The organism is Myceligenerans indicum (assembly GCF_016742955.1).
Classification (GTDB): domain Bacteria; phylum Actinomycetota; class Actinomycetes; order Actinomycetales; family Cellulomonadaceae; genus Myceligenerans; species Myceligenerans indicum.
In genome coordinates this window covers 52,502-76,053 of the sequence record NZ_JABBYC010000009.1, presented here as the reverse complement: position 1 = coordinate 76,053, position 23,552 = coordinate 52,502, and the positions used below count along the sequence as shown (strand labels likewise).

General features: G+C 65.9%; 21 protein-coding genes. 10 read left to right on the top strand and 11 right to left on the bottom strand.

The features are described from left to right. The first annotated feature begins 111 nt into the window (after positions 1-111). Positions 112-1,104 (top strand): DUF1990 domain-containing protein, encoded by a 993-nt coding sequence (locus tag HGK34_RS23515; protein WP_201846050.1) that lies wholly within the window; start codon positions 112-114, stop codon positions 1,102-1,104. A gap of 31 nt (positions 1,105-1,135) precedes the next feature. Here HGK34_RS23515 and HGK34_RS07995 read toward each other — a convergent pair whose 3' ends face one another. Further along, positions 1,136-2,224: a MafI2 family immunity protein gene (locus HGK34_RS07995; RefSeq protein ID WP_201846049.1), complete on the bottom strand. Its 1,089-nt coding sequence runs from the start codon at positions 2,222-2,224 to the stop codon at positions 1,136-1,138. An 82-nt stretch (positions 2,225-2,306) separates the two neighbouring features. Between HGK34_RS07995 and HGK34_RS07990 the strand changes: the two genes are divergently transcribed. From HGK34_RS07990 to HGK34_RS07980, 3 genes are all read left to right on the top strand, one after another. After that, a complete protein-coding gene (locus HGK34_RS07990) occupies positions 2,307-2,864 on the top strand; it encodes a hypothetical protein (RefSeq protein ID WP_201846048.1) in 558 nt (185 codons plus the stop codon). Between the two features lie 456 nt (positions 2,865-3,320). Continuing rightward, positions 3,321-3,830 carry a hypothetical protein gene (locus HGK34_RS07985; protein ID WP_201846047.1) on the top strand — a complete coding sequence of 170 codons (510 nt, stop codon included), beginning with the start codon at positions 3,321-3,323 and terminating at the stop codon, positions 3,828-3,830. A 554-nt stretch (positions 3,831-4,384) separates the two neighbouring features. Then, on the top strand, positions 4,385-4,873 hold the full coding sequence (locus tag HGK34_RS07980; protein WP_201846046.1) for a hypothetical protein: 489 nt from the start codon (positions 4,385-4,387) through the stop codon (positions 4,871-4,873). A 990-nt stretch (positions 4,874-5,863) separates the two neighbouring features. On the opposite strand, the gene HGK34_RS07975 is transcribed toward HGK34_RS07980, so the two are convergent. From HGK34_RS07975 to HGK34_RS07950, 6 genes are all read right to left on the bottom strand, one after another. Further along, entirely contained in the window at positions 5,864-7,270 is a 1,407-nt protein-coding gene (locus tag HGK34_RS07975) for a tetratricopeptide repeat protein (RefSeq protein ID WP_201846045.1), read from the bottom strand. Positions 7,271-7,629: 359 nt separating this feature from the next. Further along, a complete protein-coding gene (locus tag HGK34_RS07970; RefSeq protein WP_201846044.1) occupies positions 7,630-8,709 on the bottom strand; it encodes a protein kinase domain-containing protein in 1,080 nt (359 codons plus the stop codon). Then, positions 8,706-9,014 (bottom strand): helix-turn-helix domain-containing protein, encoded by a 309-nt coding sequence (locus tag HGK34_RS23735; protein ID WP_201846043.1) that lies wholly within the window; start codon positions 9,012-9,014, stop codon positions 8,706-8,708. Before HGK34_RS23735 ends, HGK34_RS07970 begins: the two co-directional genes overlap by 4 nt. Before the next feature lie 1,131 nt (positions 9,015-10,145). Then, positions 10,146-12,563 carry a P-loop NTPase family protein gene (locus tag HGK34_RS07960; RefSeq protein ID WP_201846042.1) on the bottom strand — a complete coding sequence of 806 codons (2,418 nt, stop codon included), beginning with the start codon at positions 12,561-12,563 and terminating at the stop codon, positions 10,146-10,148. Positions 12,564-12,781: 218 nt separating this feature from the next. Beyond that, entirely contained in the window at positions 12,782-13,525 is a 744-nt protein-coding gene (locus tag HGK34_RS07955) for a creatininase family protein (RefSeq protein WP_201846041.1), read from the bottom strand. Between the two features lie 30 nt (positions 13,526-13,555). After that, complete coding sequence (locus tag HGK34_RS07950) at positions 13,556-14,902, bottom strand: helix-turn-helix domain-containing protein (RefSeq protein WP_201846040.1); 1,347 nt, start codon at positions 14,900-14,902, stop codon at positions 13,556-13,558. Positions 14,903-15,110: 208 nt separating this feature from the next. On the opposite strand from HGK34_RS07950, the gene HGK34_RS07945 reads away from it, so the two are divergent. The 4 genes from HGK34_RS07945 to HGK34_RS07930 are packed head-to-tail and all read left to right on the top strand — an operon-like array spanning position 15,111 to position 16,976. Beyond that, a complete protein-coding gene (locus tag HGK34_RS07945; protein ID WP_201846039.1) occupies positions 15,111-15,407 on the top strand; it encodes a hypothetical protein in 297 nt (98 codons plus the stop codon). Then, positions 15,404-15,784, top strand: a complete 381-nt coding sequence (locus tag HGK34_RS07940) for a hypothetical protein (RefSeq protein WP_201846038.1) — start codon at positions 15,404-15,406, stop codon at positions 15,782-15,784. The genes HGK34_RS07945 and HGK34_RS07940 overlap by 4 nt, the downstream gene beginning before the upstream one ends. Further along, on the top strand, positions 15,781-16,638 hold the full coding sequence (locus HGK34_RS07935) for an HAD family hydrolase (RefSeq protein ID WP_201846037.1): 858 nt from the start codon (positions 15,781-15,783) through the stop codon (positions 16,636-16,638). The genes HGK34_RS07940 and HGK34_RS07935 overlap by 4 nt, the downstream gene beginning before the upstream one ends. Beyond that, complete coding sequence (locus tag HGK34_RS07930; RefSeq protein WP_201846036.1) at positions 16,635-16,976, top strand: hypothetical protein; 342 nt, start codon at positions 16,635-16,637, stop codon at positions 16,974-16,976. The genes HGK34_RS07935 and HGK34_RS07930 overlap by 4 nt, the downstream gene beginning before the upstream one ends. 91 nt (positions 16,977-17,067) lie before the next feature. Here the strand turns inward: HGK34_RS07930 and HGK34_RS07925 are convergent, their stop codons facing one another. Genes HGK34_RS07925 through HGK34_RS07915 form a run of 3 tightly spaced genes read right to left on the bottom strand, consistent with a single transcriptional unit; the run spans position 17,068 to position 18,628 of the window. Continuing rightward, positions 17,068-17,904, bottom strand: coding sequence for a helix-turn-helix domain-containing protein (locus tag HGK34_RS07925; protein WP_307815860.1), 837 nt, complete (start codon positions 17,902-17,904; stop codon positions 17,068-17,070). A 2-nt stretch (positions 17,905-17,906) separates the two neighbouring features. Continuing rightward, positions 17,907-18,428 carry a DUF6879 family protein gene (locus HGK34_RS07920; protein ID WP_372433089.1) on the bottom strand — a complete coding sequence of 174 codons (522 nt, stop codon included), beginning with the start codon at positions 18,426-18,428 and terminating at the stop codon, positions 17,907-17,909. Further along, a complete protein-coding gene (locus HGK34_RS07915; RefSeq protein ID WP_201846033.1) occupies positions 18,425-18,628 on the bottom strand; it encodes a hypothetical protein in 204 nt (67 codons plus the stop codon). Before HGK34_RS07915 ends, HGK34_RS07920 begins: the two co-directional genes overlap by 4 nt. 94 nt (positions 18,629-18,722) lie before the next feature. Here HGK34_RS07915 and HGK34_RS07910 point away from each other — a divergent pair, with 94 nt between their 5' ends. Both HGK34_RS07910 and HGK34_RS07905 read left to right on the top strand, forming a co-directional pair. Further along, complete coding sequence (locus HGK34_RS07910) at positions 18,723-19,082, top strand: hypothetical protein (RefSeq protein WP_201846032.1); 360 nt, start codon at positions 18,723-18,725, stop codon at positions 19,080-19,082. Then, a complete protein-coding gene (locus tag HGK34_RS07905; protein WP_201846031.1) occupies positions 19,079-19,336 on the top strand; it encodes a hypothetical protein in 258 nt (85 codons plus the stop codon). The genes HGK34_RS07910 and HGK34_RS07905 overlap by 4 nt, the downstream gene beginning before the upstream one ends. Positions 19,337-19,357: 21 nt before the next feature. Here the strand turns inward: HGK34_RS07905 and mobF are convergent, their stop codons facing one another. Further along, a complete protein-coding gene (gene mobF, locus HGK34_RS07900) occupies positions 19,358-23,095 on the bottom strand; it encodes a MobF family relaxase (protein ID WP_307815854.1) in 3,738 nt (1,245 codons plus the stop codon). Positions 23,096-23,552: the final 457 nt, after the last annotated feature.

Below are 23,552 nucleotides of genomic sequence, written 5' to 3'. Positions count from 1 at the left end.
TGGACCTCTTGCGGACTGTGTGCGGACTGGGGGGACTGCGGAAGGCGTGCTCGACGTCTCTCCCAGGCCCCGGCGCCACCGCGAGACTCGCGGTGCGGCAGGATGTGCGGCGTGAGCGGAGCGGTGAAGGACGACCACGGCGCGCGCTGGCTTTGCGTGGGCGGCCACGTGACCCGCGCGACCGCCGAGGCGGCGATCAGGGGCGCAATAGTTGCCCAGCGCGACCGGTTGGCTGAGGTCCACGTCGACATCATCTCCGACCTTGACTGGCTGGCGGACGTTCGCGGGACCGTCCAACAGGCCGAACGTCGCCTGGCGGCGAACCGCCGATCCAGCACCTCCCTCACCCTCGATCCACGCATCGACGAGGACTTCGACATCGCGCTCACGCTGGCACCGTTCAGCATCGGCTGTGACGGATTCAGCAGCGACGGCAAACTCATCTGGGACGCGAACGACACCGGCACGAGCGCGGCCTTCGCACTCACCCCTGCCGAAGAACGCACCGTGAGGGCTGCCATCGTCGAGGCCGGTGGCGATACGGACGGCCTGATGCTGCTCACCGAGTACCACCTCAGCAGACGGGCCCTCAGCTACGGCGTCGTCGGGGCGACGGCACCCGATGCCGAGCCGTGGCAACCGCCCAACCGATGGCGCGCCTACGAACGCACCGTCCCGCTCGGCTCGGGGACGGATCTCTGGGACGAGGCGTCGGCGGCGGCCCTGTCGTGGGGCGCCAAGACCCGCAGCGGGTTCGCCGTCGATCCGCCACTGGAGACGGGACGTAGCGCGCGTCAAGGAGAGCGGTACTGGCTCGTCGCACGAGTCGGCCCCTTCCGTGCACGAGAGCCCGTCGAGGTCGTCGCGACGGTCGCCACCCACCACCAGGCCGCCCTTGCCTACGGCACGCTGGAGGGCCACCCGGTCTCCGGGGAGGAGGCGTTCATCGTCAGCCGGGACGACGACGGGAACGTGAGCCTGACACGGCGCTCCCTCACGCGTGCCGGTCGGGGCTTGTGGCGTGGACTCTTTCCCGTGATCCTGATCGCCCAGCGCGTCTATCGCCGCCGCTACCTCAGAGCACTCCGGCGCAGCGGCCGATGATCACTCGACCCGATCCAAGCGTGAACGCTGCTCACACGCCGGTCGGGTGGAACCGGAGCTCATGTACAGGGACTGCGATCTTGGTTCCGACGACGCCGTCCGGCGCGTCGCCCGTCATCTCAAGCATGGTCAGGCCGACGCCTGAGCGCAGGACCATGACACCGTCGGGCTCAACGGCCTCGACGACACCTCGCAGCCATTGGCGGCCGGTTCCAGCAGGGTGGGCGGTGGCTCTGTCCCCGATCGTGACCTCGTCCCAGGAGATTTCTCCGGGGACCTCAAGCTCCACGTTCACCACGTCCTCCACGGCGGGAACGGTCGCCATGAAGACCCCTCGCAGCAGCCCTGCGGGGGTCTCGACGACGACTGGCACGGGGCGTCCGCCGCCGACGGCCCTGACTGTGACCGGGTACTTGACGGGGCCGGGACCGACCAGGGCTGTCCACCAGGTGCTGTCCACGTCTCGGTGCTCCATGTCGTGCGCGGTGCCGAGTGCATGGTGGACGAACTCGGCGGGGAGGCGGACGTCGTGCTCGGCAACGTAGTGGGCCAGGCCCTCGGGCCACAGGTAGGTGCCGTCGGTCTGTTCGCGATGTCCCACGTGTTCCCCGCAAAACCGGCAGGACGACTGGCCACGGTACACGCGGGCGACCATCCCACCTTCCAGGTACCGCTGCACGTGCCGACGTTCGTGCGAGCCCCACGCGGGATCGACGAAGTCACGCGGGTCGGGAAAGTTCGGGGCGCCGGGGCCGCGCCAATACCCGATGAGGATTAAGGGCTCACGCACCTTGCCGGCGACGGGAGGTTCCTCCTTGCGGAGGTAGACCCATTCCTCGCCGGGCAGCAGGTTGCGGGGCTCCGGAGGCGTGACAGTGACCGCGGTGAGGTCGACGACCACCTCAGGTGCCATGTCGGCCACGACGTAGGTCTCCACGAGTGAGCACGACTCGACCTCGTCCTCGGTGGGCACGTGGTCGTAGATCATCCGGCCGCGGATCGCCGCCGCTGTGACAGCGACCGCCACACCACGCAGGCTCGGCGATACCCCGTCCCACAGCGCCCGCTGGAGGGACAACAGCGCAGAGACGCGAAACGGCAACGGGCTGAGGATCTCCACGGCTGAACCGTAGCGGGGCCAGCGGGCGGTTCACACGGAAAAGCGATTCGACGATGGCCCCACCACCGCTAAATTTGCCGACGTGTCACCCGACCTCGCCCGAGCAGCCACCGAGGAACTCCTCGCCGCGGCGGGGTTCTGGCTCGACAAGGTCGACCCGGACCGGCAGCGGGTCGTCGACGCGGCGGTCGGCGCGCTGGTTGCCGACCTCGACAGCCCGGCGCTGCGCGAGCTCGCCGGGCTCTACGGGGACGAACCGTCGGACACGCTCGACGGCCTCGCCCGTCAGACGGCTCAGGAACTGGGCCTGCCGGAGCCCACGGCCGAAGACGCGGTCCGGATCGACCTGAAGAACAGGTGCCAAACGGTCCTCGACGGGACGGCCTCGCCGAGGACCGTGACAGCATGGGCGTACGACCTCGACGTCCCGAGGACGCCTGGTCCGCGGCGGTTCCCCTTGCTCGACCCGTTCATCAAGATCGAGCACACATACGACTACCTCGAAGACCTGCGAGGCTACGCCGACGAGGCAAAAGTCGATCGAGCACACATCGATCTGGATATCGCACGCCTGGATGTCGAGGTTCGAGACGAGGCGCTGAAGCTCCTCGACCACCGGTCTGGGAACGGACCGCGATGACACGGGACAACTCCCCAAGCAGCGGTCTCGCAGCTGGCTCATGGACGCGCTCGCGCCTCCGGCTGCCGGTGAGGACGACATCGGCAGCGACGGCGATGTGGCCTGGGCCGTCGTGAACCACCAGTAGTTGGTGAATCGCAGGTCGGACATTTGGTGCGGCGTGGTGAAGGATGGCGACGGCTGGGATCGTTGGAATTCCAACGATCTCAGCCGTTGGTGCGTGTGGTGTCTGACGGCGAGGCGCGGACTTCTTGCGGACTGGCTGCGGACTGCGAAGGACGGAGAGACTGGCGGGTCCTTCACGCAGCGCCACAGAGGATCGCTGCCGTTTCGACCTCTGCCAGGTCAACGCGCCGCTCGCGGAGCGCCCGGGCAGCCACCCGGAACCTGACTCGCCTGGTCCGAGCCGTCGTACGATCTGTTGTCTGGCGAACTGGCTGGGAATGGAGACGCTGAGTGAATGCAACCACGCTGTGCATCGACTTCATCACCTCTGGCCAGCTGCTCGGCGCTGGTCTGGACTCGAGTCCTGAGACGTGGGACCAAGCGTTGGGTGGCGCCGACTGGCCGCTCATCGACGTGCGACGGCGTCGGATGCGGCGCGACTACGGGCTGGTCGAAGTCTCGTTCGAGAAGTGGGACACGAACTGGAGCTGTGTCAACACGAGTGTCCACGTGCATCGCCTACGCGGCGAACGGGACCTGCTGGTGCCCCCAGAGATCGACGCGACGTACGGGCCCATCGAACCGGTCGTGACCTTTGCCGAGGTCCAGGAGGAGGCGCTGGCCAAGGGCGCTGTGGTCGAGTTGATCGCCGATCGCGACACGGAACTGCATTCTCGATACTGGTTCCCGAGATCAGGGGTCATCGTGTCCGTTCAGGGGCCAAGCCTTGACGCCCCGGGTTCCATCTGGTCCGCCGGTAGGGCACGGGACGCTGCGAACTGGAAGAGTCCCCACTCCTGACTTGGGTGCCGACCGCTTCGTTCTGACACCTCGGGCGACCGCCTATTGGATCTGGAGGTGCGAGGAACGCTGACGCTTGCCGGGCATACGGCCGGGTCGCGGATCCGCATGGCCGACCACAGGGGACTTGCGTCGGCGCTACGTCCGCGCAGGAACAGCAGCGGTCGACGCTGCACAGTCGCGGCCTCGCACAACAAGCTCCATCGCAGCCCAACGGCACCAACGAGCGGACGAGCCGGCCCATACGCCGGGTTCTCCTGGAGGGCGGGGTGGTATGTCTCGCGGTGCCCGACGGGTTCGTTGGGCACCGCGAGAACGTTGGTATTCTGCGGTTCCTCTGTGACCTGGGTGCGTTGGTGAGGCTGACGCCGGATGGTCTGGGACAGCGCTCATGTGTACCCAATGTGTACTGCCCGGCCGGTCTTGGCCGCCGCACAACGAACCCGGCGTCGAGCTCGAACGCCGATGCCGCCAACCGATGGTCTGGCGAGCGGTTGAAGGTTCACCCGCTCGATCCGATCGGTCGCGACCGTGCGGCTGCTAGGTTCGCTCGGGTGCCCGACCAGCCGGCAATCGACCCCGAAGAGCGGCGCCTCATCTACGCGACGGTCGCCGCTCGACGCCTCCAGTGGGACAGCCTCGTATGGCAGGTCCCGGTCCTCAGCCTGACGGCGCAAGCGTTTCTCTACACGATCGCCCTCGGCCCCGAGTCATCCAGCGCCGCACGGATCACGAGCGCCGTGATCTCCATTGTGATCACCGCGCTATCAGTGACTCTCATGGCAAGACACCGCCAGGGGGAGATCACGGATGCCCAATGGCTCGCGGAGTACGAGACGTCCCTACCCAAGGTCTACCGTCAGCACGGTCGTCCTTGGCAAGAACGTCGCGACCAAGAACAGCCGGACCGGGGTGTCTTCAGACTCCTTGTCCTCCCCTGGCCTGCATTCCGGACATGGGTTGTCGGCCTGGGCATCTTCGGCCTGATCTCATGCCTCGTCATCGTCGCGGCGATCGTCCGGCCCGAACTGTTCATACGTTGAAGGGGAACGTTGGCCAGGGGGAACGGTGAGTGCGGGTTGGACGCGGGAACGGCTGGGATCGTTGGAATTGCAGCGATCCCGGCCGTTGGCGTGTTGCGGGTACGACGGCGGGGTGCGGACTTCTTGCGGACTGGGCGCGGACTGCATCGCTCCGTGCTCCCGCCGCTTCGAGCAGTCAGCAGGAGAGCGCAGAGAGCCAGCCGGTACGCCGGTTCTCGTAGGATGCGCCGACAAAGCACGCGGCATTCGCCCAACGACTACCGCTCAGTTTTCAACCGCTGTCGACACCAATGCCCTGTTCGACGCCGATCCTGATGGGTCGCACGCCTTACCCGAGCGCCCCTGCGGCGCCCAGCTTGTAGGCCAAGACGGCTAGACCCGCCGCCAGAGCGACCAAAGCGCCTCCCGTTGCCCATGCCTGCTTCACCGTGATCGAGCCCATCAGGTCCTTCACGGTGAGCCCGTCGATGCTGGCAGTCGAACGAACGTCTCTCCCGCGCATGGCGGCTACATCTGCCGTCGACTTCTCGGCACTTTGGCGCACTCGGCGCGCGAAGTCAGCCAGGCGGCCTTCAGCCTCGTCATCCCATGGACTTTCGGACCCACCCGAGATCAATCACGACCAGCAGGCCCTCCTGGACGCGATCACGAACCGCAAGAGTCACGCACTAACCGATTGAGCCAACACAGGTCCTCTGGGTCTTCCGCGCACCCCAAACTCACGCAACTCGTCCGGGTACTTCTTCAGCACTACCATGACTCCGCATCCTCCGGGTCTTCGATGTCTCCATCAAACCCGGGGCGAGACAGATCGACACGCCATCCGACCTGACCGGCGGCCTCGACGCGTCGGGTAAGGCTGTGCTGGGAAACGCGGTGGCATGACTGAATACGAGATCTGCCAGGAACCTTGGAATTCCAAAAATCCGGCCGCTGCGTCACGTCCGCAAAGCGCAGACGCCTTCATACTCATCTGCGCACACGGGAACTCTAGAGTGCAAGCGGCCACTCATAGCCGTGCTTCCGCGCCAGGTTCCGAAGCCTGACAAACTCAGGGCGCCGCTCCCAATCAGTAGGCAGCGGAACAAAAGCAAGAGCCAGGGCAGCAAGCTTCCCTGGAGGCTCCTGCTTGTCAATCCCAAGTTGGCGAACTACAAGCGCTTGATAGGCAACCATCAGGCTCAATCGTTCAGAACTAACCCTCTCAGCCTCGCCCGCGGCTTGACGGTAGAGCCGCATTCCGCCATCCGTGTCACCATTTGCCAGGTGCGCGAGACCAAGTGTTGCCTCTAGTACGTAGTCATCGGCAGCCCATGGCTCCAACGCCTGAATAGCCCGCCGGGGTTTACCAGCCATGGCTAGAATGTATGATGCGTTATTAACCACACTGCTATCATTGGGAAACTCTTCTAGCGCGTACTCGGCGATCTTCTCTGCTTCTTGCCAACGCTCCATGCCAATACCTAGTGAAATCAGCGCAGATGTAGCAGCAAGCGGATCTTTCGCATCAAGTTCGAACCACTCGGTCGCAGCAGACGCAGCCGCTTTGTTGTCGCCCTCCAACCACGCCAATTGATGGCGGACAAATGCCACGCGAGCGGGATCCATGCGGGGGTTCATATTGTCGATCGCCGCACGCAATGCCGATGCCTCCGTAGTCCGGTCGGCGATTCTGGCGAAACTCACAACAACTGCATCATTTTCTGGATAATCACGAAGCAGGGCAGAAAGCGCGTCGATCGCTCTCGTATAGCTCCAACGCCCGAGCCGATACTTCAACACAGCAAGGTTTGCTTGGATCTCCACTCGCAGTGGGTCGTTGCCTTCCGAGATAGCCGCTGCGATCGCGCTGTCCAGCAATGGGAGCGCTCGCACAACCTCGTCCTTCGCAATCTGCGCGCGCGCTTGAACTACGAGAAAGTGCGCGTCCGGAATAATACCTCGTGCGTTTAGCATCGAGATCTCTTCGGTAAGTCGACGCACGTCACCAACTTCCAGCAGGAGATCGAGATAGTGCAGGGACGCATCTTTCCGCCCCGGAGCGGCCCTGGAAGCCCGTAGCGCCGCGGAGACCGCTTTGCGGCGCGAACCGATAGCCCACAGGGCTGCAGAGAGATTCATCGCCGCCGCAACATCCTCAGGCGAATCGCGGAGAGCGGCTCGGAGATGCGGAATCGCCTTCTGATACCTACCCTCAGCAACGAGAAGGAATCCACGGAAGGACTCGATCATAGCGCCATCCTGATCCGCGAGCGCTTCCATCGCGACATCGAGGCGATTGAGTTCGACAGCTAGCGTCGCAAGCGTGAGTCGAAGTGATCGCGGCAGCGGAGCACCACTGAGCCATGCAAAGGCGTCCTCCGCTGCACCGAATCGAAGCATCACTTCCGAAGCCACCCGGGCCGCCGCCGGATCAGCGAGTCGTGAGACTCCAGTTGCAGCCGATACCAACTCAAGACTAAGCGAAAGCCCGCGCCGTGCCGCAGCGAGAGCGTCATCACGCTCACCAAGCACTGCATGCGTCTGTGCGAGAGCGACAAGCGTCGTAGATGAGGGCTCTTCGGCTGCAGCGCACTTCGCGCGTTCCCGCTCCCTCCTCGCTCTCGCAATAAGTGCGCTGCGGACTTCATCTTCTGATGTAGCACGCCGCTGGCTTACAGCGCTTAGGATGGGGGAGTCTTTTCCTGGCAGGACCGGTCCACGGACGTCCGACAGAAACGGGTCCGAAGAAGCAGGAACATTAAGGATCCCTAGCATCACGCACTCCTCTCGTCAGATCGGGACATCATTCTGCGTCTCCGTGGGGCGACAGCGAGTTGACGGCTTAGAATGTCAGCCCGCCGCAATAGCCAGAGAAGACCGTCGTCCGGGTGATAGCGTTTGCCAAGGGAGCGCTGCGGCCTTCGATCGCTTGGGACCGGATCACAGAGTTGTGATAGCAGATCGGCAGCCGGCCGACGTATGGGCTGTGGGAACGTTTCTGAAATGAGATCGATAGCCGACTGAAATTGCGGACGCAGAGTGGCGAGATCTCTAATTCGCCCCGCCCGATAGTCTTCTACACCAAGTTTCTGGACGTCGCTCCACGACGCCATCGCCAATGCAGTCATCGGCTGCCCGGTCGCCAGTTCGGCGAGCAAAGATCCGAGGCCGTAGATATCGGCATTTCTGAAATCTTCTCTAGCAGATCCGCCTTGGAGCAACAAGAATTCAGGGGGCGCATGACGCAGGTCACCGCGCCCGCTCAGATAGACATCTGCCGGATGACGCGGCGCTCGCGCGTAGTCTTTCGACCTGCCAAGATCTGCCAGTCTTACTTCGCTGCGACCGCCCGCGACAATGAGTAGGCAATTGCTGCTTTTCAGATCGCGATGCGCCACCGATTTTAGGTGCATCTGATGCACCCCTTTGATTGCACCGCGCCATAGGCCGATCCGGGCCGGCCACGCCAGCTCGTCTCTTGTTTCAGGAGACGCGAGCAACTCGTCGAGCGATCCTGATGCCAAGGCAAGGACATGAAACTTAAGCGGGAGAGGTACAGGAGCGGCACTTTCCGCCAGCATCACGGGGATCGTTTCGGAGCCAGAATCGACGAAGTTGATTACGGACGAACAGCGGTTTAGTTTCGCAAGGAGAGCTCCCTCATTGTCGAAGTCGAGAAGAGCTTCCGCATCAAACGCTTTTGACGGAGAGAGGACCTTCATGGCGAACGATGTGCCCGTATCCACCGCAACCACTTCGAATACATACCCGAATCCGCCCTTTCCGATGCAACGCTCCAGCCGGTACCCTCCGAGCGTCATTTTGATCAGCGACTCCGCCCATGCGTCTGTCATAGGGCAGACCTAGAAGCATCGCGAAACTCCTCGCGAATTCGAGAAATCAATTCGGGGTTATCTTGGAGTATCCGGACGATATCTTCGGGAAGTTCTCCCCGCGATAGGGAAATAACTTCGGAGGGGACACCGTAGTACGTCGCTAGTCGCTCAGAAATTTCCACTGCCAACCCACGCTCACCACGCTCCAACCTAGAAAGTTGAGATGGCGCGATGCCGATATCGGCAGCTGCAGTACGAAGAGAGCGCCCCTGCTCCCGTCGCAGTCTCCTCAGGAGACTCGCCGCACTCTCGGTCCCGGTCATCTACCCAGCATAGCTGCCGTTTGCCACATCTGGCAACACTCCGACGAGCATCGCTCGGTTTGCCAGGGAACAGCCCCGGGGCCGCACTGCCGTGTCCCGGGGACTCGCTGCGCCGATCTCGCTGCCAGTGTGCGGTCTCCGCGTGTCTGGCGAGTTCAGGCACCGCCTGGACGATCTGCCCCGGAGGCCGCACCGTTCGACGCTTGCACCTCAGCAGGCCCGGCCCTGTTCCCAGAACCTCCCTCGCGGGCTCTCGGCTACGAGCACCTCAGGCAGTCGGCGCCGGGACCGGGGCGCGAGTCCGACTGTCTGGAGCCCGTCAGGCATGTAACGGGTTGTTCGGCCAGGGCATTGGCGCGCCGTTCGATCAGAAGGGCGCGCTTCCAGAGCACGGCGCACGGCGTTCGACATCGGTCCAGCCCGCGCGTGGCACAGTCCTGCGACGAACCGTGGTCAATGGTGGCGCCCCGGGCATGCGGCGGCTTGCTCCACCCGATGGTGGAGGACAGTGGCGATGTCGTCGACGCCGCGCATGCTCCGGACGGCTGCGAGCCGCGGTAGTCGCCCGCTCACGTCGCGCCCGTCGACCTCTGTCCTGACTCGGGTCACCTCCGCCCACAGCGGCGATGTCCACGGCGGTGACCTGAGCTGACGCTCCGGGTTCTGTGGAACTTGTGCCTGGGTGAGGCACTAGATGGCTTCTTCGCCGGCAGGACAGCCGCCGCAGACGTGGCCTACTTTGGGAGCGAATGGTGTGCGATGAGTCCGCTGCACCTCCTCCGTGGAGGTCGAGGCGGGATATCGCGGCGCTGTCCCATGCTCACCCGCGGCCGCTCTGGCGGGGCCACTGCCCGAAGATTCCTCAATCCAGCATGAAACGCGATCGTCCGCCTGTGTGAAATCTGACTGGCGTCGCACCAAGCCATTCCACCCGAGTCAGGTCCTAGCTGCAAACCCGCCATGGTCCGGGGCCTCCTGCCCGCGCCACGACAGGGTGCGGTGGTCCCCCGCTACCAGTTCACCGGAGATCCCCATGGACCTGCTGCTGGCGACCCCATCGGGCCGGATCTGCGTGTGCTGCCCAGGTGCACCGGGTGTCGCCTGCACCGGCTCGACGGCAACCCGCCGGAGCTAGCCCCTATTGGACAACCTGCTGCGCAGGCGCACGGTATCGATATCATCGGCCAACCGAGCAGAAATACGCCTCCAGTCCCAAACGCTGCTGGGGATACCTGCGACATCCCACGAATCATCGAGATACTTCTTGAAAATTTCAGCTCGATCGAGGCGACCCAAAAGACCGTACTCGTCCTTCAGCTCCCTTCGAACCGCTGAATCGAGTATCGGTGTATCAACCACCATTGCATCAACGTATGTAAACAACTCAGGCAAGCGCCTAGCGGAGTATGCGCCGACACTTGTCACGCGACACTTATCCCCCTCGAATACATCTACATCTGATGTAGGCGATTCCAATAGCCTGAAGCGCGAACAGTAGTTTAGGGAATATCGAATTGAAGACACGGGAAAGCCGATCCCTTGCAGATACGATACCGCGTCCTTGAGATCAACATACCCGGCGTTCTGGCCCACGCTGCCCTTATCGGCCAGGAAGTCGAGCGCTACCATCATAAGAAAGTGCCCGCGAGACTCTGGTCGGTCAAGCTGGAATAGGTTTGGAACGGGAGAATTGCGCGGGTCGTAATGAACGCCATCACCATGGATGAGTGACCGCAAGAATTCGTGCTGAGGAATCGTATATTCTCGATTGTGACGTGCATACTCGATAATCTTTGCCGTGTCAACATGGCCGGAACCGATAAATTCGGTGACAAAATCCATGGCGCGTCGCATATTCCCGCCCGCCATGTTGTCGATCAGGCTCATCAACTGCTTGTTCTTCCGGAAGTTCTCGCTAAGAACCGTTAGGAACAGGACGAGCTCGTCGCTCGAAAGTCCGAAACTCGACCCTTCACCAATGCCTCCGACGTTACCACCAGTCTCCAGGACGCGAATGGCAAAGTCGACGCGCTTCTTGAGCATCGTGTCGGTACGAGGGGGTGCCAGGGTAAATACGCGAGGGTGGTATCCAGAAACAGCACCGTATCGCTCCGACTCGTAGAATGTCTCTGGCCGTAGCGATACGAACACGGTTGCCGGCCACTGGGCCGCCATCTCATTGGAGACAAGGAAGATTCTATTCTGATCTTCACGCGATCTCTGATCGACGTTGTCCAGGAATATGACGATCTGTTTGTTATGGCTTTTACTGATGCGCTCCAGTGACCGCTTCAAATGGGCAGACCGGGAACCGCTGAGGTCCTCGAGGCGCTCAATTCGCTTGACAGCGTACTGAGTCTGATCGATCTCCTTCAAGCGACCGTATATTCCACCATCGAATCGCTTCATCTCGGCCCGATAGACGTCCTCGACAAATTTCTGAGAATCAATATCGATGCCGTATTTGTCATTGAGCTGCCGCTCAACTTGCTCGACCGAATGATCTCCCAGATCGTCTAAGATTCCTTCTCGACCGAAATCTACTGTAAACGTTAGCGCCTTCTCGAAAACCTGGCGCGCATCGATTCGTATCAAGTGTTGGATAAAGGTTGACTTTCCAACGCCTACGGGTCCTAGAAGGATTATTGGACGACGTGAGAAAGAGGCAGCCGTGATGTCGGCGGCAAGATTCGAATTCAGCCCCGCCTTCCCCTCAATGGGCAGCGCCCCGACACCCGATGAGTTTACAAGCAGTTCGCCGCGCTTCTGAAGTAACTCTCGACTAAGTTCCGCATACTGCGAGAGTGCGCCACTATTCGCATAGCATTCTTGCAGAAAGGCGTCGCGATATGTTGGATTGGATGGAACATCCTCCAACATGATTTGTCCAAGAATTTGGAGATTTGACTGCATCGTATTCCGGCTCTTCGTTCCAGGATATTCCCGGATAGAGGACGATAGGGGGCGAGGTCGAGGCGATTCCTCTGCAGATAGAATTGCGGCCAGCTGATGGGCACTGACACCGACCGGACCTAGGAGATTCCAGAATCGAACGTACTCCTCTTCAATCGACTTCAAGCCGTTGAATATGTACGCACGGCCGTCGAGTGGAGCCGTTCCGTCGGTTCGACTCGCAAGGAATGCCACCCACTGATGCCCGTTAGTGACAACTGCTGGGGCAACTCCGATCTGCGCGCAATAGTCCCTAACCTGTTCCAGAGCCTTCCGGAGCGGCTTGTTCAAGGTGCCAGTGATAAGTGGTTTGAGGGCGTGGACGCCTGAGGTTAGTCCGACCGGCAGTTCGAATGAGATACCTTCACGCTTGGCCTCAATTACGAGCAGTGCACCCTTTGACCCGAGCTTGTAGTCCATGTAGCCATTGGACCCAACGATGCGCTCTTCGACGTCGATCCATGGTCGCTCCCAGCCGAGTACTTCCGTCAGGAGTCTGTCGATGAGATCGAATCGAGTCTTGGCCTCGTTACGATCCCGGTTCTCGAAACTCGCGACGATCGCTTCAAGAGAAGCGAACCCGTCTGTGGACTCCATCACGCACCGCCCTGTCCGCTATGTCAGACTCTGATCGTAGCCGGGTAGTACCGCGCCTGCGCGGGCGAACGGGGTGAAGTCTGTCGACTCACGAGTCATCTGATGAGACAGCAATTGGGGGGCCTGGATGGCCGCGGAGTCAGCTCGGCTGCCTCAAGTTTGGGCACGGTCGAGCGGTTGGGAAACCCAGGCGAGGCGGGGGTCAGGCGAGGCGGGGGTCAGGCATGGGCCGGAGCTGATGCGGTTCCAGCCAGGAGAGCGTTGAGATAGTGGGCAAACCTGTCGACGAGCGTGTCGAGGGCGGTGGCACCCTTGGCGGCGGTGGCCTCGGACGGGAAGCCGATGATCCCGTTGGGTGTAAACGCCTTCATGCCCAGGAGGGTGAGGTGTCCCCGGTCGGGGGCGTCGTGGTCGTTGCGGGCGTAGGTCTCGCGCACGGCGTCAGGCGCGACATGCAGCAGGATCGAGGTCTCCAACTCGCCGCCGTGCATGTCGGCGCTGTGGCTCGATGCCAGCCCTGCCTCGGCACGGGCGGCCCTCCAGTCGTCGGCTCCGGGGAACAGCGCCACGGCGGGTCCGGCGACGTTCGCCTCCTGGGCGAGGTTCGCCAGGGCGTAGTTGCCACCGTGCGCGTTGACCAGGACCAAGCGGTCGATCCCGGCCCGGGCCAGCGAGCGGCGCACATCGTCGATCACTGCCGTCAGCGTCGTCGCACTGATACTCACTGTTCCCGGTAGTCCGGGCATGTCTTCGTGCTCATGGGAGCAGGAGATCGTTACCGGGGGCAGGCGTAGCAGTCCGTGTCGGTCGCAGATCTGTTCGGTAATGGTGGTCGCGATCAGGGTGTCGGTCGACAGGGGCAGGTGGTCGCCGTGCTGCTCAAAGCTCCCGACAGGCAGTACCGCGACGCGCGGGCTGGAGTGCGCGACGTCGGCGGCGGTGGCCTGGGGCAGGACGTTCACGTTGGTGGTTCCTCTCGTGGGTCCGGTCTTTCATCTTCGCAGGTTCAGCGTGGTGTTCAGCACGTGCCGCAGATCCGTCCCCGCGGCGCGGGCGCCGGATGCCTGTAGGGTCTCCGAGGTCCGGTACAACTGGCGAACCGTACGTGCTGAGCGGGTACCGGCTGCGATCTGGAGTGACTCGTGTGCGATGTCCAGCGCGTCGTCCACGGCGCCGGTCCGGGCGTGGGCGACGGCGAACCGTGCCAGGCCGAGGCCGAGGTCGCGCCGGTACTCCGGGCGCCACTGCACGAGGCCCTGTTGCAGGACCCCCAGGGCGCGGTCGGGCTTGCCGAGTTCGACCCAGCAGTGCGCGGCTTCCATCTCGATGTACTCGCTCGTGCAGTACTGCGCAATGTCCCGGTCGCCCGTCGGATCGGCGGCAAGTTCCCGTGCGACATCCAAGGCTGCGGCGCATGCGGCCCAGTCTCCGAGCGCGGCATGCGCGTGGGCTTCTTGCCGTGCGGCCAGGGCGTGCATCCGGGGGGAGATGTGTGCGGTGTTCTGGACGGCGGCCCGGGCGAGGTCCAGGACCATGTCGGGGCGGCCGGCGTCCTGGGCGATGTTGCTCTTGCGCATCTGGATGTAGGAGATCAGGTCGGGCCGGCGGATCTCGGTCGCCAGGTCTAGGGCTCGGTTGGACCATCGCATCGCCGCGCGTAGGTTGCCGTCGTCCTGGTGGAGCCAGCCCAGGAACTCCGAGAACCGTGCCCCGACGTACAGCAGCCGGCCGCGTGCGGGCTTGGACGCGGTCTCCAGCAGAGAGTCGATGAAGGCGGCCTGGTTCTCGGCGAGCGGGAGCATCGGTCGCGGGCCGGTCATGTTGTCGGTCGTGGAGAACTGGCGCAGCGTCGCCAGCAGTGATTCGGCTAGCGCGACATCGGCCTGTCCGGCGGTGCTGGGTCTGCGGACTCCGCCGGGCAGCGAGATCGGCCGTCTCGCGCGGCCCGGCGGTGCGGGGTCGGCAGGCGCGAACCAGAGCAGCCCAGCCGGGATCTTGAGCGCCTGCGCGTAGGTGCGCAGGCGGTCCAGGTCGGTGACCTTGTTGACGCCAGACTCGATCCGGCTGAGCTGGCCCTGCGTGATCCCCAGCCACCGGGCCACTCGCGTCTGAGCCAAGGCGCGGTGCCCGTGCTGCGGGTGTCGGCGGTATGCGGCGACGACCACGCCCATGTTCTGGGTCGACAGTGCGTCGCGCATCAGGTCGGTTTCCCAGAAGGCCCTGCTCTGTTCGGGCGCTCCCTCACCACCGCCACGGCGAGAGCAGCCTGCGCAGGTCGGCGAGGTGTTGTCGGTGGCGAGTCGTGTCGCGCAGCCGGTGCAGTATCGCGAAGTCGTCACCGCCCGGCCTCCTCTCGTGTGACGCCCGTCATACAAGACATGTCCACCGTAGCGTCCCCGCGCTGGAACATGAGCGGCGCGCATAGAACCTATGCGTCCCTCGCCGTACAGCCGGCACCTGGCCGTCCCTAGCGTCGGAGGCGTTCACACAGCCCGCCCGACCCGACAGCCTGCCGAACCCGCGCAAGCCGTCGTGTGAGGAGGACCGATGAGGATCAGGAAGCAGAACCCCGAGTCGCTGGCCCGCACGCTTGGTGTCGTCATGGAGACGCTGGCGGCGGTCGGTCTGGAGCGGATCGGGTCGGTCACGCTGACCCCACACCGGATCAGCCTGGAGCCGCGGGACCTGGCCGAGGGTGAGCAGATCGCCCGGACGCTCGGCTGCACCCTCCCGATGGATCATCGAATGCTCACCCCGGGGTTCACCGACTGGTCCGGCCAGGTCGCCGGTCTGGAGGTCCACGTCCGGTCCGTCCTGCGCCGACCGCTGGGAGGGGCCCGATGAACGCACCGAGCCCGGTCGTGGTGGCGTATGTGTGCGCCCGCGAAGACGACGAGCTGGATGCCCAGCGCAACGCGGTCACCCAGTACGCGCGGGCGGAGGGCCTCGCTCTGGCGCAAGTGGTCACCGACCGGTTCGACACGTTCACGATCAGCCAGGTCGTCCAGGCCGTGCGCTTCCATGACGCCTCTCTCCTGGTGCTGCCGACCGATGCCCGACTTGCCAGCGCTCGCACTCGCCTGGTCCAGGAGCTGGAGCCGGACGGCGCCGCGTGCACCGTCCTGGGCGACACACCCGACCAGACGGCAGGCCGAGCACGGCTGACCGACGCGCTACCGCACCGCACCCCACGAACCACCACGACGGAGACCGCCCCATGAACACCCGCACCCGAGCCACCACCGAGCGCTTGTTGATCGCGATGGACATCGACGGAACGCTCTGCCCCTCCGGCACCACCGATATCCCGGACATCACCAACGACGCGATCGCCGATGTCCGCGCGGCCGGGCACCACGTGGTCCTGGCGACCGGCCGATCCCTGTCCGGCGCCCTGCTCGTGGCCGCCGTGCTCGGGCTGGACGGCACCTGGATCGTGGCATCCAACGGCGCAGTCACCGCCCAGGTAGACGCGAGGTGGCCGGGCGGCTACCGCATCGAGTCGGCCCGCACCCTGGACGTCGAACCCGTCCTGAGCCTCGCCCGTCGCCTGTGCCCGGGCGCACGGGTCGCGGTGGAGGAGATCGGGTGGGGCTACCAGACCTCCGCCCCCTTCGAACCCGGCGAGGTGAACGGGCGGCAGATGGTCGTCTCCGATGAAGAACTCATCCTGGAACCCGCACCGCGAGTAGTTCTGTCCGCGCCGAACGCCGCCACCTTGCTGGCCAGTCCGCTGCGGGCGTTGGGTGTGACCGTCAACCAGGCGTCCCCGTCCTGGTTGGACATCACGCCCCACGGCCTGTCCAAGGCAACCGCTTTGGACGAGGTCCGCCGACACCTCGACGTCGCCCCGGAGAGCACCGTGTTCGTGGGTGACGGCGCGAACGACGCCGAGGCAATGACCTGGGCGACCCGCTCCTGGGCGATGGGCCACGCGCCCGCCCTCGTACGCGACATCGCTGAGGACGTGACCGGCACGCTCGCCGAACACGGCGCCGCGACCGTGCTGCGCGCCCTCCTCGCCGACGGCGTTTCATCCGAGGTCGCGCAGACAGTGACAGGAGCAGTGTCATGACACTCACGGCTGCGACCGCCAATCTCGTGCGGCAGGTGCGCGGACTGGCCGGAGAACTGCACCCGCGCCTGTACCCGGTCTCGGTCCGAGTGCGCCTGGCGGGAACGGGTCCGGCGCTGGCGTTGTGCGAGGTGTGGACCGGGGACGGCGATGCGATGTGGGTCCACCGCTGCGACCTACCCGCCGCCGTCGGGCGCACCATGCTCGACCTGGAGAGCGCCCTGATCGAGGCTGGCTACGTCTTCAGTCTCACCGACCAGCGCCGCCCGAAATGGCGGTACGACGCCAACGGGTACGGCACCTACACCCTCGACATCACCCGACCCATCCCCCTGTGAGAGGGAAGAGCCTGTTAACGCGGAGTCGTGACTGGCCCGGCGAGACTGACGCTGCCCCGCCACCGGAACTGGTCCTGATTGTCTGTACGTATCACTCCAGGTCGCCTGCGACCTGCCGAATCATCCCCCGGGCGTCGTCGCCCGTGACGGCTGCGGCCCACAGGTCGGCGAAGGCACGCTTGTAGGTGTCGGCCTCGGGGCCTGTGTGTCGGTGTTCGCGGCTGATGGTTTCGATGATGACCAGGTCGTCGAAGATCTCGAACTCGTGCAGCGGTGTCACGGTGAGCGGGACACCGAGCGGTAGCACACCGATACGGATGTTGGGCTGCTGGCTGGCGGCGAGCAGGCGTTCGAACTGGGCGCGCATCACGTCGGCCGGGGCCAGGCCCAGGCGCAGCACGGTCTCGCTGAGCAGGTACTCGAACCGGCGTGGAGTGTCGAGGAACGCTTGGCGCTTCATGCGGTTGGCGACGGCGGCGTCGACGTCGTCGGTCGGGGCGCCTGCCTGGCGGGCGGCAATCGTGAGGATGTGCCGGGCGTAGTCAGGGGTCTGCAGGAGGCCGGGGACGACGGCGGTGTGGAAGCCGCGCAGGAGTGTGGCGCGTTGGACGAGGGCGAAGTAGCCGGCCTGCACGGGTGCCTGCCCGCCGCGCATGCGCTGGCGCCAGGCGTGCTGGTCCTCGCGGGCCTGGTCGAGCAGCCCGAGCAGGAAGACACGTTCATGGTCCGGGCCGCCGGTCGCCTCGACCCACGCGCTCACGTCGGCGGGTGAGGCGTTCTGCCGGGCAAGTTCGATGCGGGAGACCTTGGACTGCGCCCAGCCGAGCGTTCTGGCGAGGTCTCCGCCGTTCATGCCCGCCTGCTCACGCAGGGCACGCAGTCGGCGGCCCAGCGTGAGCAGGTGATCGGGTCCTTGCTGTGCCTCCACGGTCAAGCAGCAGCCTGTAGCGCGAGCTGCCACCACTCGCGGGCCTTGCCGACCTCGGCCGGGTCGGTCACGAGGTAGCTGGTGGCGATGCCCGGCTGCTGGTAGGTCATGCGGATCAGTGCGGTGTCGTCCAGGAGCCACCAGTCGTCCGCCCCGGCGACCTGCAGCCCTACGGCGGCTACCCGTTCGGGTGTCGTGTAGTACATGACCTCCCCGGCTTCCTCGTTCCACCGGCCAACCCACCGCACCCACCGCTGGTAGTCGGTGGGCGGATCCTGGTGCACGCGCACCCGCTCGACCCGCACACCACGGGCGGTCTGGTCACGGATCTGGTCGCACCAAGCCACGAAGTCCGCCACCTCGGTCGGTGACTGCGGCTGGCCCCGCAGGAAGGACGCGAAGGCTTCGTCCTCGTACCCGACCGCATAGGTGGGCTGCTGCTCCAGCCGGAACGCGGTCGCCTCGACAGACTTGAGGCGGTGGGCAAACTGCGCCGGGGTGAGCGTCTCGGCCTGCGGGGTCAGAGCGCACCTCGCAGCCGGTCGAGCACGTTCGCCGGAACCACCACGGCGTCCTCACTCTCGGCCAAGTCCCGCAGTCGCGCTCGGGTGTCCGCATCAAGGCGGGCGCCCTGCACGACATAGTCACCACCCGCCGTCCGGTACAGGGCAGGGCAGTTACCGCCCGTGCTGTTCTCGTCCTTCCACATGAACTCGATATCCATCGGTTCCTCCATGGGTTGCGACGTGATCACTGGTTTTGCGTCCGTGCGCGCAAAATCATGTCACAGAACGCCGCACGATGGAACGCTCACGAACATGACCACCACACCGCCCGGCGCCCCGCCCCCGATCCGCCACCTGAGCGAAACCCGCTGCTACGCGCGCGACTGCGATCAGCTCGCCGAGATCGGCGAGGCGTACTGCTGGCAGCACGTCGGCGCGGACGACTGGGTCGAACGGCTACGACGGGGCGAACGGGCGACGGCAGAGGTCGAGCAGGTCAAGCTCACGCCCGGTATGCGCGCGCAGATCACGGCAGGCCGGTTCGCGGGCGAGCCGGGCCGTCTGATCGCTGCGGGCTCGCAGTGGGTGACGGTGGATCTAGGAGTGGCGATCGACGGCGGCAATGGTGTCGTCACCGTGCCCGTCTCGGCGGTCCGGGTGTTCGAGCAGTGACGACCGGGTGCGACGTCACCGATGACTGGGACGACGGCGCGTTCTACAGCGTCGATCCGGCCGACCGGCCACCGCGCCGGTGGCACCAGGGCGACCGGGTGCGACGGGTGGCCGGGCCAGAAATCCTGCTCGGCTCGGTCGGGACCGTCATCGAGGTAGACATCCCCGGGATGTGGCCGATCCGCGTACACGTCGACAACAGGATCGGGTTCGGCAAGGTCCTCTGCTCCGCGGACGAACTCGAACCGGAATGACCCGCCGGTGATGCCCGCCTGTCAGAGTTCGAGGCCGTGACTTCTGCTCGACGAGTGCGAGGGTGGCTCGTACTGGGCCGGGGGTGCTGGCTGGGCGCGTCGGAGCGCGCTCATGGCGTGTTCGGCGTCGCGGCGTTGCACAAGGGTGGTGGGCTCCTCGCCGAGGGGTCGATCGCTGGTGATGGCGTGCTTGTCGCGGTAGGCGGCGATGGTGGTGGCCGCACGGAGCCAGGTCCCGTCGTCGTGTCCGGTGGGGCGTGGTGGGAGGTGGCGGGTCCAGGGCTCGCCGGCCTGGATGGCGTGTTCGGCCAGGGCGCGGGCGCGCTGCTCGATCAGCGCGGCACGTTCCCCGAGGGCGCTGCGGGCGTCGTCGGGCATGGGTCCGCGTGCGGCGGGGATGAGTCCTGCGATGTAGGCGGTCGGGCGGATCGCGCTGGGCCGTTGGGCAAAGGGTCGGAGCCGGTGGTGCAGGACGGCGGCGACGTCGTCGGCGTCCTGCAGGCTGCGAGTGGCGATCAGGAAGGGCATGAGGTCATCGACGTCATGCCCGGCTGCCTCGGCGCGGCGCAGTTCGGCGGCGAGGACTCCGAAGGCGTCGGAGTCGACGACGGCACGTGCCTGGGCAGGCGTGAGGTCGCCGTGGGCGACCAGGGCGTGGCCGACGAGGTGTTGCCAGCGGGGGCGTTGCGCGTGGGTGGCGATGGTGTCGTACTCGGCAGCGAGCTGCCGGATGCTGGTCCACTGTTCCTGCTCGTCGCGCATGGCCTGATGCGCGGCGGGTTCCGCGCCGGGGCGGCGCAGGACGCGGGCCAGGATGCTGGCAGGCGTGGGCTCCTCGGCGTTCTGCGGGTCGCCGGGTGGGTGGGTGTGGTTCGGGTCGGGCTGGTCGGTGGGGATGTAGGCGTGGTTCGCGGTCCGGCCTCGGGTCAGGGCCACGTAGGCGTTCTCGCGGGTGGTGGTCGGGGCGAGCAGGACTCGTGCGGCATCGACGGTGATGCCCTGGGCGCGGTGGGTCGTAACGGCGTACCCGAGTTCCAGATGCTCGGCCACGTACTCGGCCGGGAGCGTGACCGAAGGCGCGTGGCGGTAGCCGTGGCGGCGGACCTTCACCGACCCGTCACGGTGGACGGCGGTGAGGGTCCAGCGGTCGCCGTTGCGCACGTACCGGCCGGTGGAGTCGCGTAGGTCTCTTCGGTTGCGGCGGGTGATGACGGTCTCGCCCCGCACGGCGTGGGTGCCGTCGTGCAGGACGCTCTCCCGGCCGAGTCTGCCGGTGGCGGTGAGGAGGTGTTCGGCTTGGGCGCGTTCGTTGAGCGTTCGGACTTGCTCGGTGGTGTCGGCGATCAGGATGCTGGACCGCCCTGCGGCAAGGTCCTGCTTCCAGGCCGTGTAGGCGGCCTCCAGCATCGCGTCGGTTTCCCCGCCGTGCAGTCGCCCGTGCCGTTCGTAGAGGCTGACCACGTCGGTGTCGCCCTTGCGCAGGCGCAGGGACGCGGTCTTCTCCCACTCGTTGCGGAAGCGGTGGATGTCGACCAGCTCGGGCACGTCGCTGGTGAGGTCGTCGCGGCGCTGGACGAGCAGGTTGAAGGCGCCACCTGCGTTGACTGCTTGGAGTTGTGCCCAGTCCCCGACCAGCAGCACCTTCGCCCCGGTCTCGGCGGCGTGGGCGACGATGCGGTCCAGGGTGCGGGTCCCGGCCAGGGTGGCTTCGTCAACGATGACCAGGTCGCCCGCCGTGAAGGCGGCGCGGCCGTGGGCGTGTTCGTAGAGCCACTTGGTGGTGTTCTCACACCCGATCCCCAGGTCGCCGGCCAGGTTCTCCGCGGCGGCGGCCGACGGCGCCAGCCCGATCACCGACCCGGCCCCGTGGGCGAGTGTCCAGGCGTCCTTGAGCACGCGCATCGCGGTCGTCTTGCCCGCGCCGGCCGGGCCGACGAGCAGGTCCAGGCGGCGGCCGGAGGCCGCTACCTGAGCGAGTGCGGTCGCTTGTCCCGCATCCAGTCTTACTGACCCGCCTTGCGCGGGCTCCCTGCCGGTCGTCGTCGCGGCGGTGGCTGCCGCGCGGAGGGCGTCGAGGTCGATCGTGGGTGCGCCGCGTGTGACGGCTGCTTTCAGGAGTCGGGCTTCGGCGTCCAGGAGGTCTTGGGAGGTGTAGAGGGTGGCGTGTTTGGGGCGCAGGCCGCTGGTGCCGTCGCGGCGATGCAGGACGGCGGGGGTGGAGGCGAGTTCGGGCGGCGTGAGCGCGATGGACCGCCGCTCGGCCTCCCGCACGACGGCATCGACGACCCGTTCCCGCTGGCCCGGAGTGATGCGCCAGGGCAAGGTCTGGCGCTCGGCCTCGGCCCACAGATTCCACCGCCGCCACGTGGCCCGCTTGTCCGAGACAACGTCCACGACCCGGCGAGCAACCTCAGCGAGCACAACATCCGGCACCTGCGCCGCGTCGTACGTCTTCGCCACGCCACTCGTGCGAGTCGACGTGCTGTTGCTGGCAGAGGCCGGGCCGTTCAGGAGACTACGGGTCCAGACCGTGGCGTCCCGGCCCAGGATGCGGGCGGCGCGCTCATGCCATTCGCCGGTCAGGTCCTCCAACGATCGCAGCCGTTTGGGTGGACGGGTCGCCAGCGCCGCCTGCCCGCGCAGCTTCAACATCGCCGTGCGGGAGGGTTCGCGGCCGTGCTTGGCGATGTAGTAGTCCCGCAGCTCGTCCTTGGCCACGTCGATGTCCCGGGAACGGCCGGAGAACGCGCGGATCAGTTCCTCCGGAACGCCCTCGATCTCGAACCCGGCGGTGCGGTCCGGACCCCGGTTCCGCTTCGACCATGACACCCCCAGCGCGGCGGTGAGCCGGTCGGCCAGGACGGCGTTGTAGTGCTCCGAGGCCGCCACGATCGAGTGGTGCAGGCCGCGCGAGTCCAGCGTGCGCCACTTCCCGTCACTGCTAGTCCTGGCGCGGTTCGCGATCACGACATGCGTGTGCAGTTGCGGGTCGCTCGACCGGGAGTCCCAGTGATCGAACGCGGTTGCCGCCACGCCCTGCACGTCCGCGAACAGCAGCGCACCATCCCCGGCATCGGTACCCATGCGGGTCACGGCGACCTCACGTTCCAAGAACCCGACCGTCTCAGCCATCGCCTGGTGGTGCGCCGCCTCGACCGCCTCCCGGATCTCGGCATCACCCAGGCCCCACAGCAGCGACACGGACTTGGGCACCGAGAACGTCAGATCGAACCCCGCCACCGCCGTACGCGGCCCAGCGGCACTCTCCTTCTCCACGATCGCAGCGACCGCCACCTCCCGCTCCCCCTCCGGCAACCTGGAGTCCAGGGCATCGACCCGGTCGGCGATCCGCTCCCCGACCGTGCGGTAGGACGGATAGCGGCGCCCGAGCAACCTTCCGGTGACCGGGTCCCGACCCTGCCCGAACAACAACTCCATCTGCTCCCGCGAAACCGGATCCCCCGGCGCGAGGCGCCCAGCCCCGAACTCCCGCACCCCGGAACCGAGCCACACGCCCGGCGGAGTGCCCGGCCGCGTGTAGTAGCGCGCCGCCGAACCGCCACCAGCCCCGACCCCGCCGTCCCGGCCGCCGCCGATACCCTTCCCGGGCCCAGAGATTTCGGCGCCGGGCAGGTCGGGCTGTTCGGCGTCGCCGTGAGCGACCGACCGCAACAGGTACTCGTACCCGTCCCCCGCACTCATCACCCGGATCGAGACCGTCACAGTGCACCACCGATCCAGCGCGGCGATCCTGGCCACCGACCAACCCCGCGGAGACCGGCCCGAAACCGCGCCAGCGCGGCCCGCACGCAACGGGGGACATCGCGGGGGACGCCCACCGCGATTCCCCGACAGGCTCCTGCTTCAAATGGCATCAGCGTTCTCCAACGATGCGCATCCACTACTGCCAGACGTGTGTCCGGTGAAGAGGTCGATGAGGGAGGGACGGAGTTGAGGTACGGGGCCGGCGGCGGGGTGGCCGGGGCGGATGAAAGGCGAGAGGCGGCGTGTGGGGCCGTGGAGGCGGGACGGAGTGGGCGCGATGTGGTGGTGCGGGAGCGTGTCGGCAGTGCGGGCCGGTAGAGGCCGGGGGCCGGGTCGGTCGGCCTGGCCGGGTGGATGGGGCCCGAGCGCTCCGGCCGGTGGGGCGGCCCCATGACGCATCGATCCCTCCAGGGCGGTCGGGGCTCATGGCTCACTCACGCCCATCGCGGCG

Excerpts from the sequence above, each read along its gene's own strand:
- HGK34_RS07970 (WP_201846044.1), bottom strand. The coding sequence starts at position 8,709 with ATGACAGACGCATGGGCGGAGTCGCTGATCAAAATGACGCTCGGAGGG.
- HGK34_RS23735 (WP_201846043.1), bottom strand. The coding sequence starts at position 9,014 with ATGACCGGGACCGAGAGTGCGGCGAGTCTCCTGAGGAGACTGCGACGG.
- HGK34_RS07960 (WP_201846042.1), bottom strand. The coding sequence starts at position 12,563 with ATGGAGTCCACAGACGGGTTCGCTTCTCTTGAAGCGATCGTCGCGAGT.
- HGK34_RS07945 (WP_201846039.1), top strand. The coding sequence starts at position 15,111 with ATGAGGATCAGGAAGCAGAACCCCGAGTCGCTGGCCCGCACGCTTGGT.
- HGK34_RS07940 (WP_201846038.1), top strand. The coding sequence starts at position 15,404 with ATGAACGCACCGAGCCCGGTCGTGGTGGCGTATGTGTGCGCCCGCGAA.
- HGK34_RS07935 (WP_201846037.1), top strand. The coding sequence starts at position 15,781 with ATGAACACCCGCACCCGAGCCACCACCGAGCGCTTGTTGATCGCGATG.
- HGK34_RS07930 (WP_201846036.1), top strand. The coding sequence starts at position 16,635 with ATGACACTCACGGCTGCGACCGCCAATCTCGTGCGGCAGGTGCGCGGA.
- HGK34_RS07915 (WP_201846033.1), bottom strand. The coding sequence starts at position 18,628 with ATGGATATCGAGTTCATGTGGAAGGACGAGAACAGCACGGGCGGTAAC.
- HGK34_RS07910 (WP_201846032.1), top strand. The coding sequence starts at position 18,723 with ATGACCACCACACCGCCCGGCGCCCCGCCCCCGATCCGCCACCTGAGC.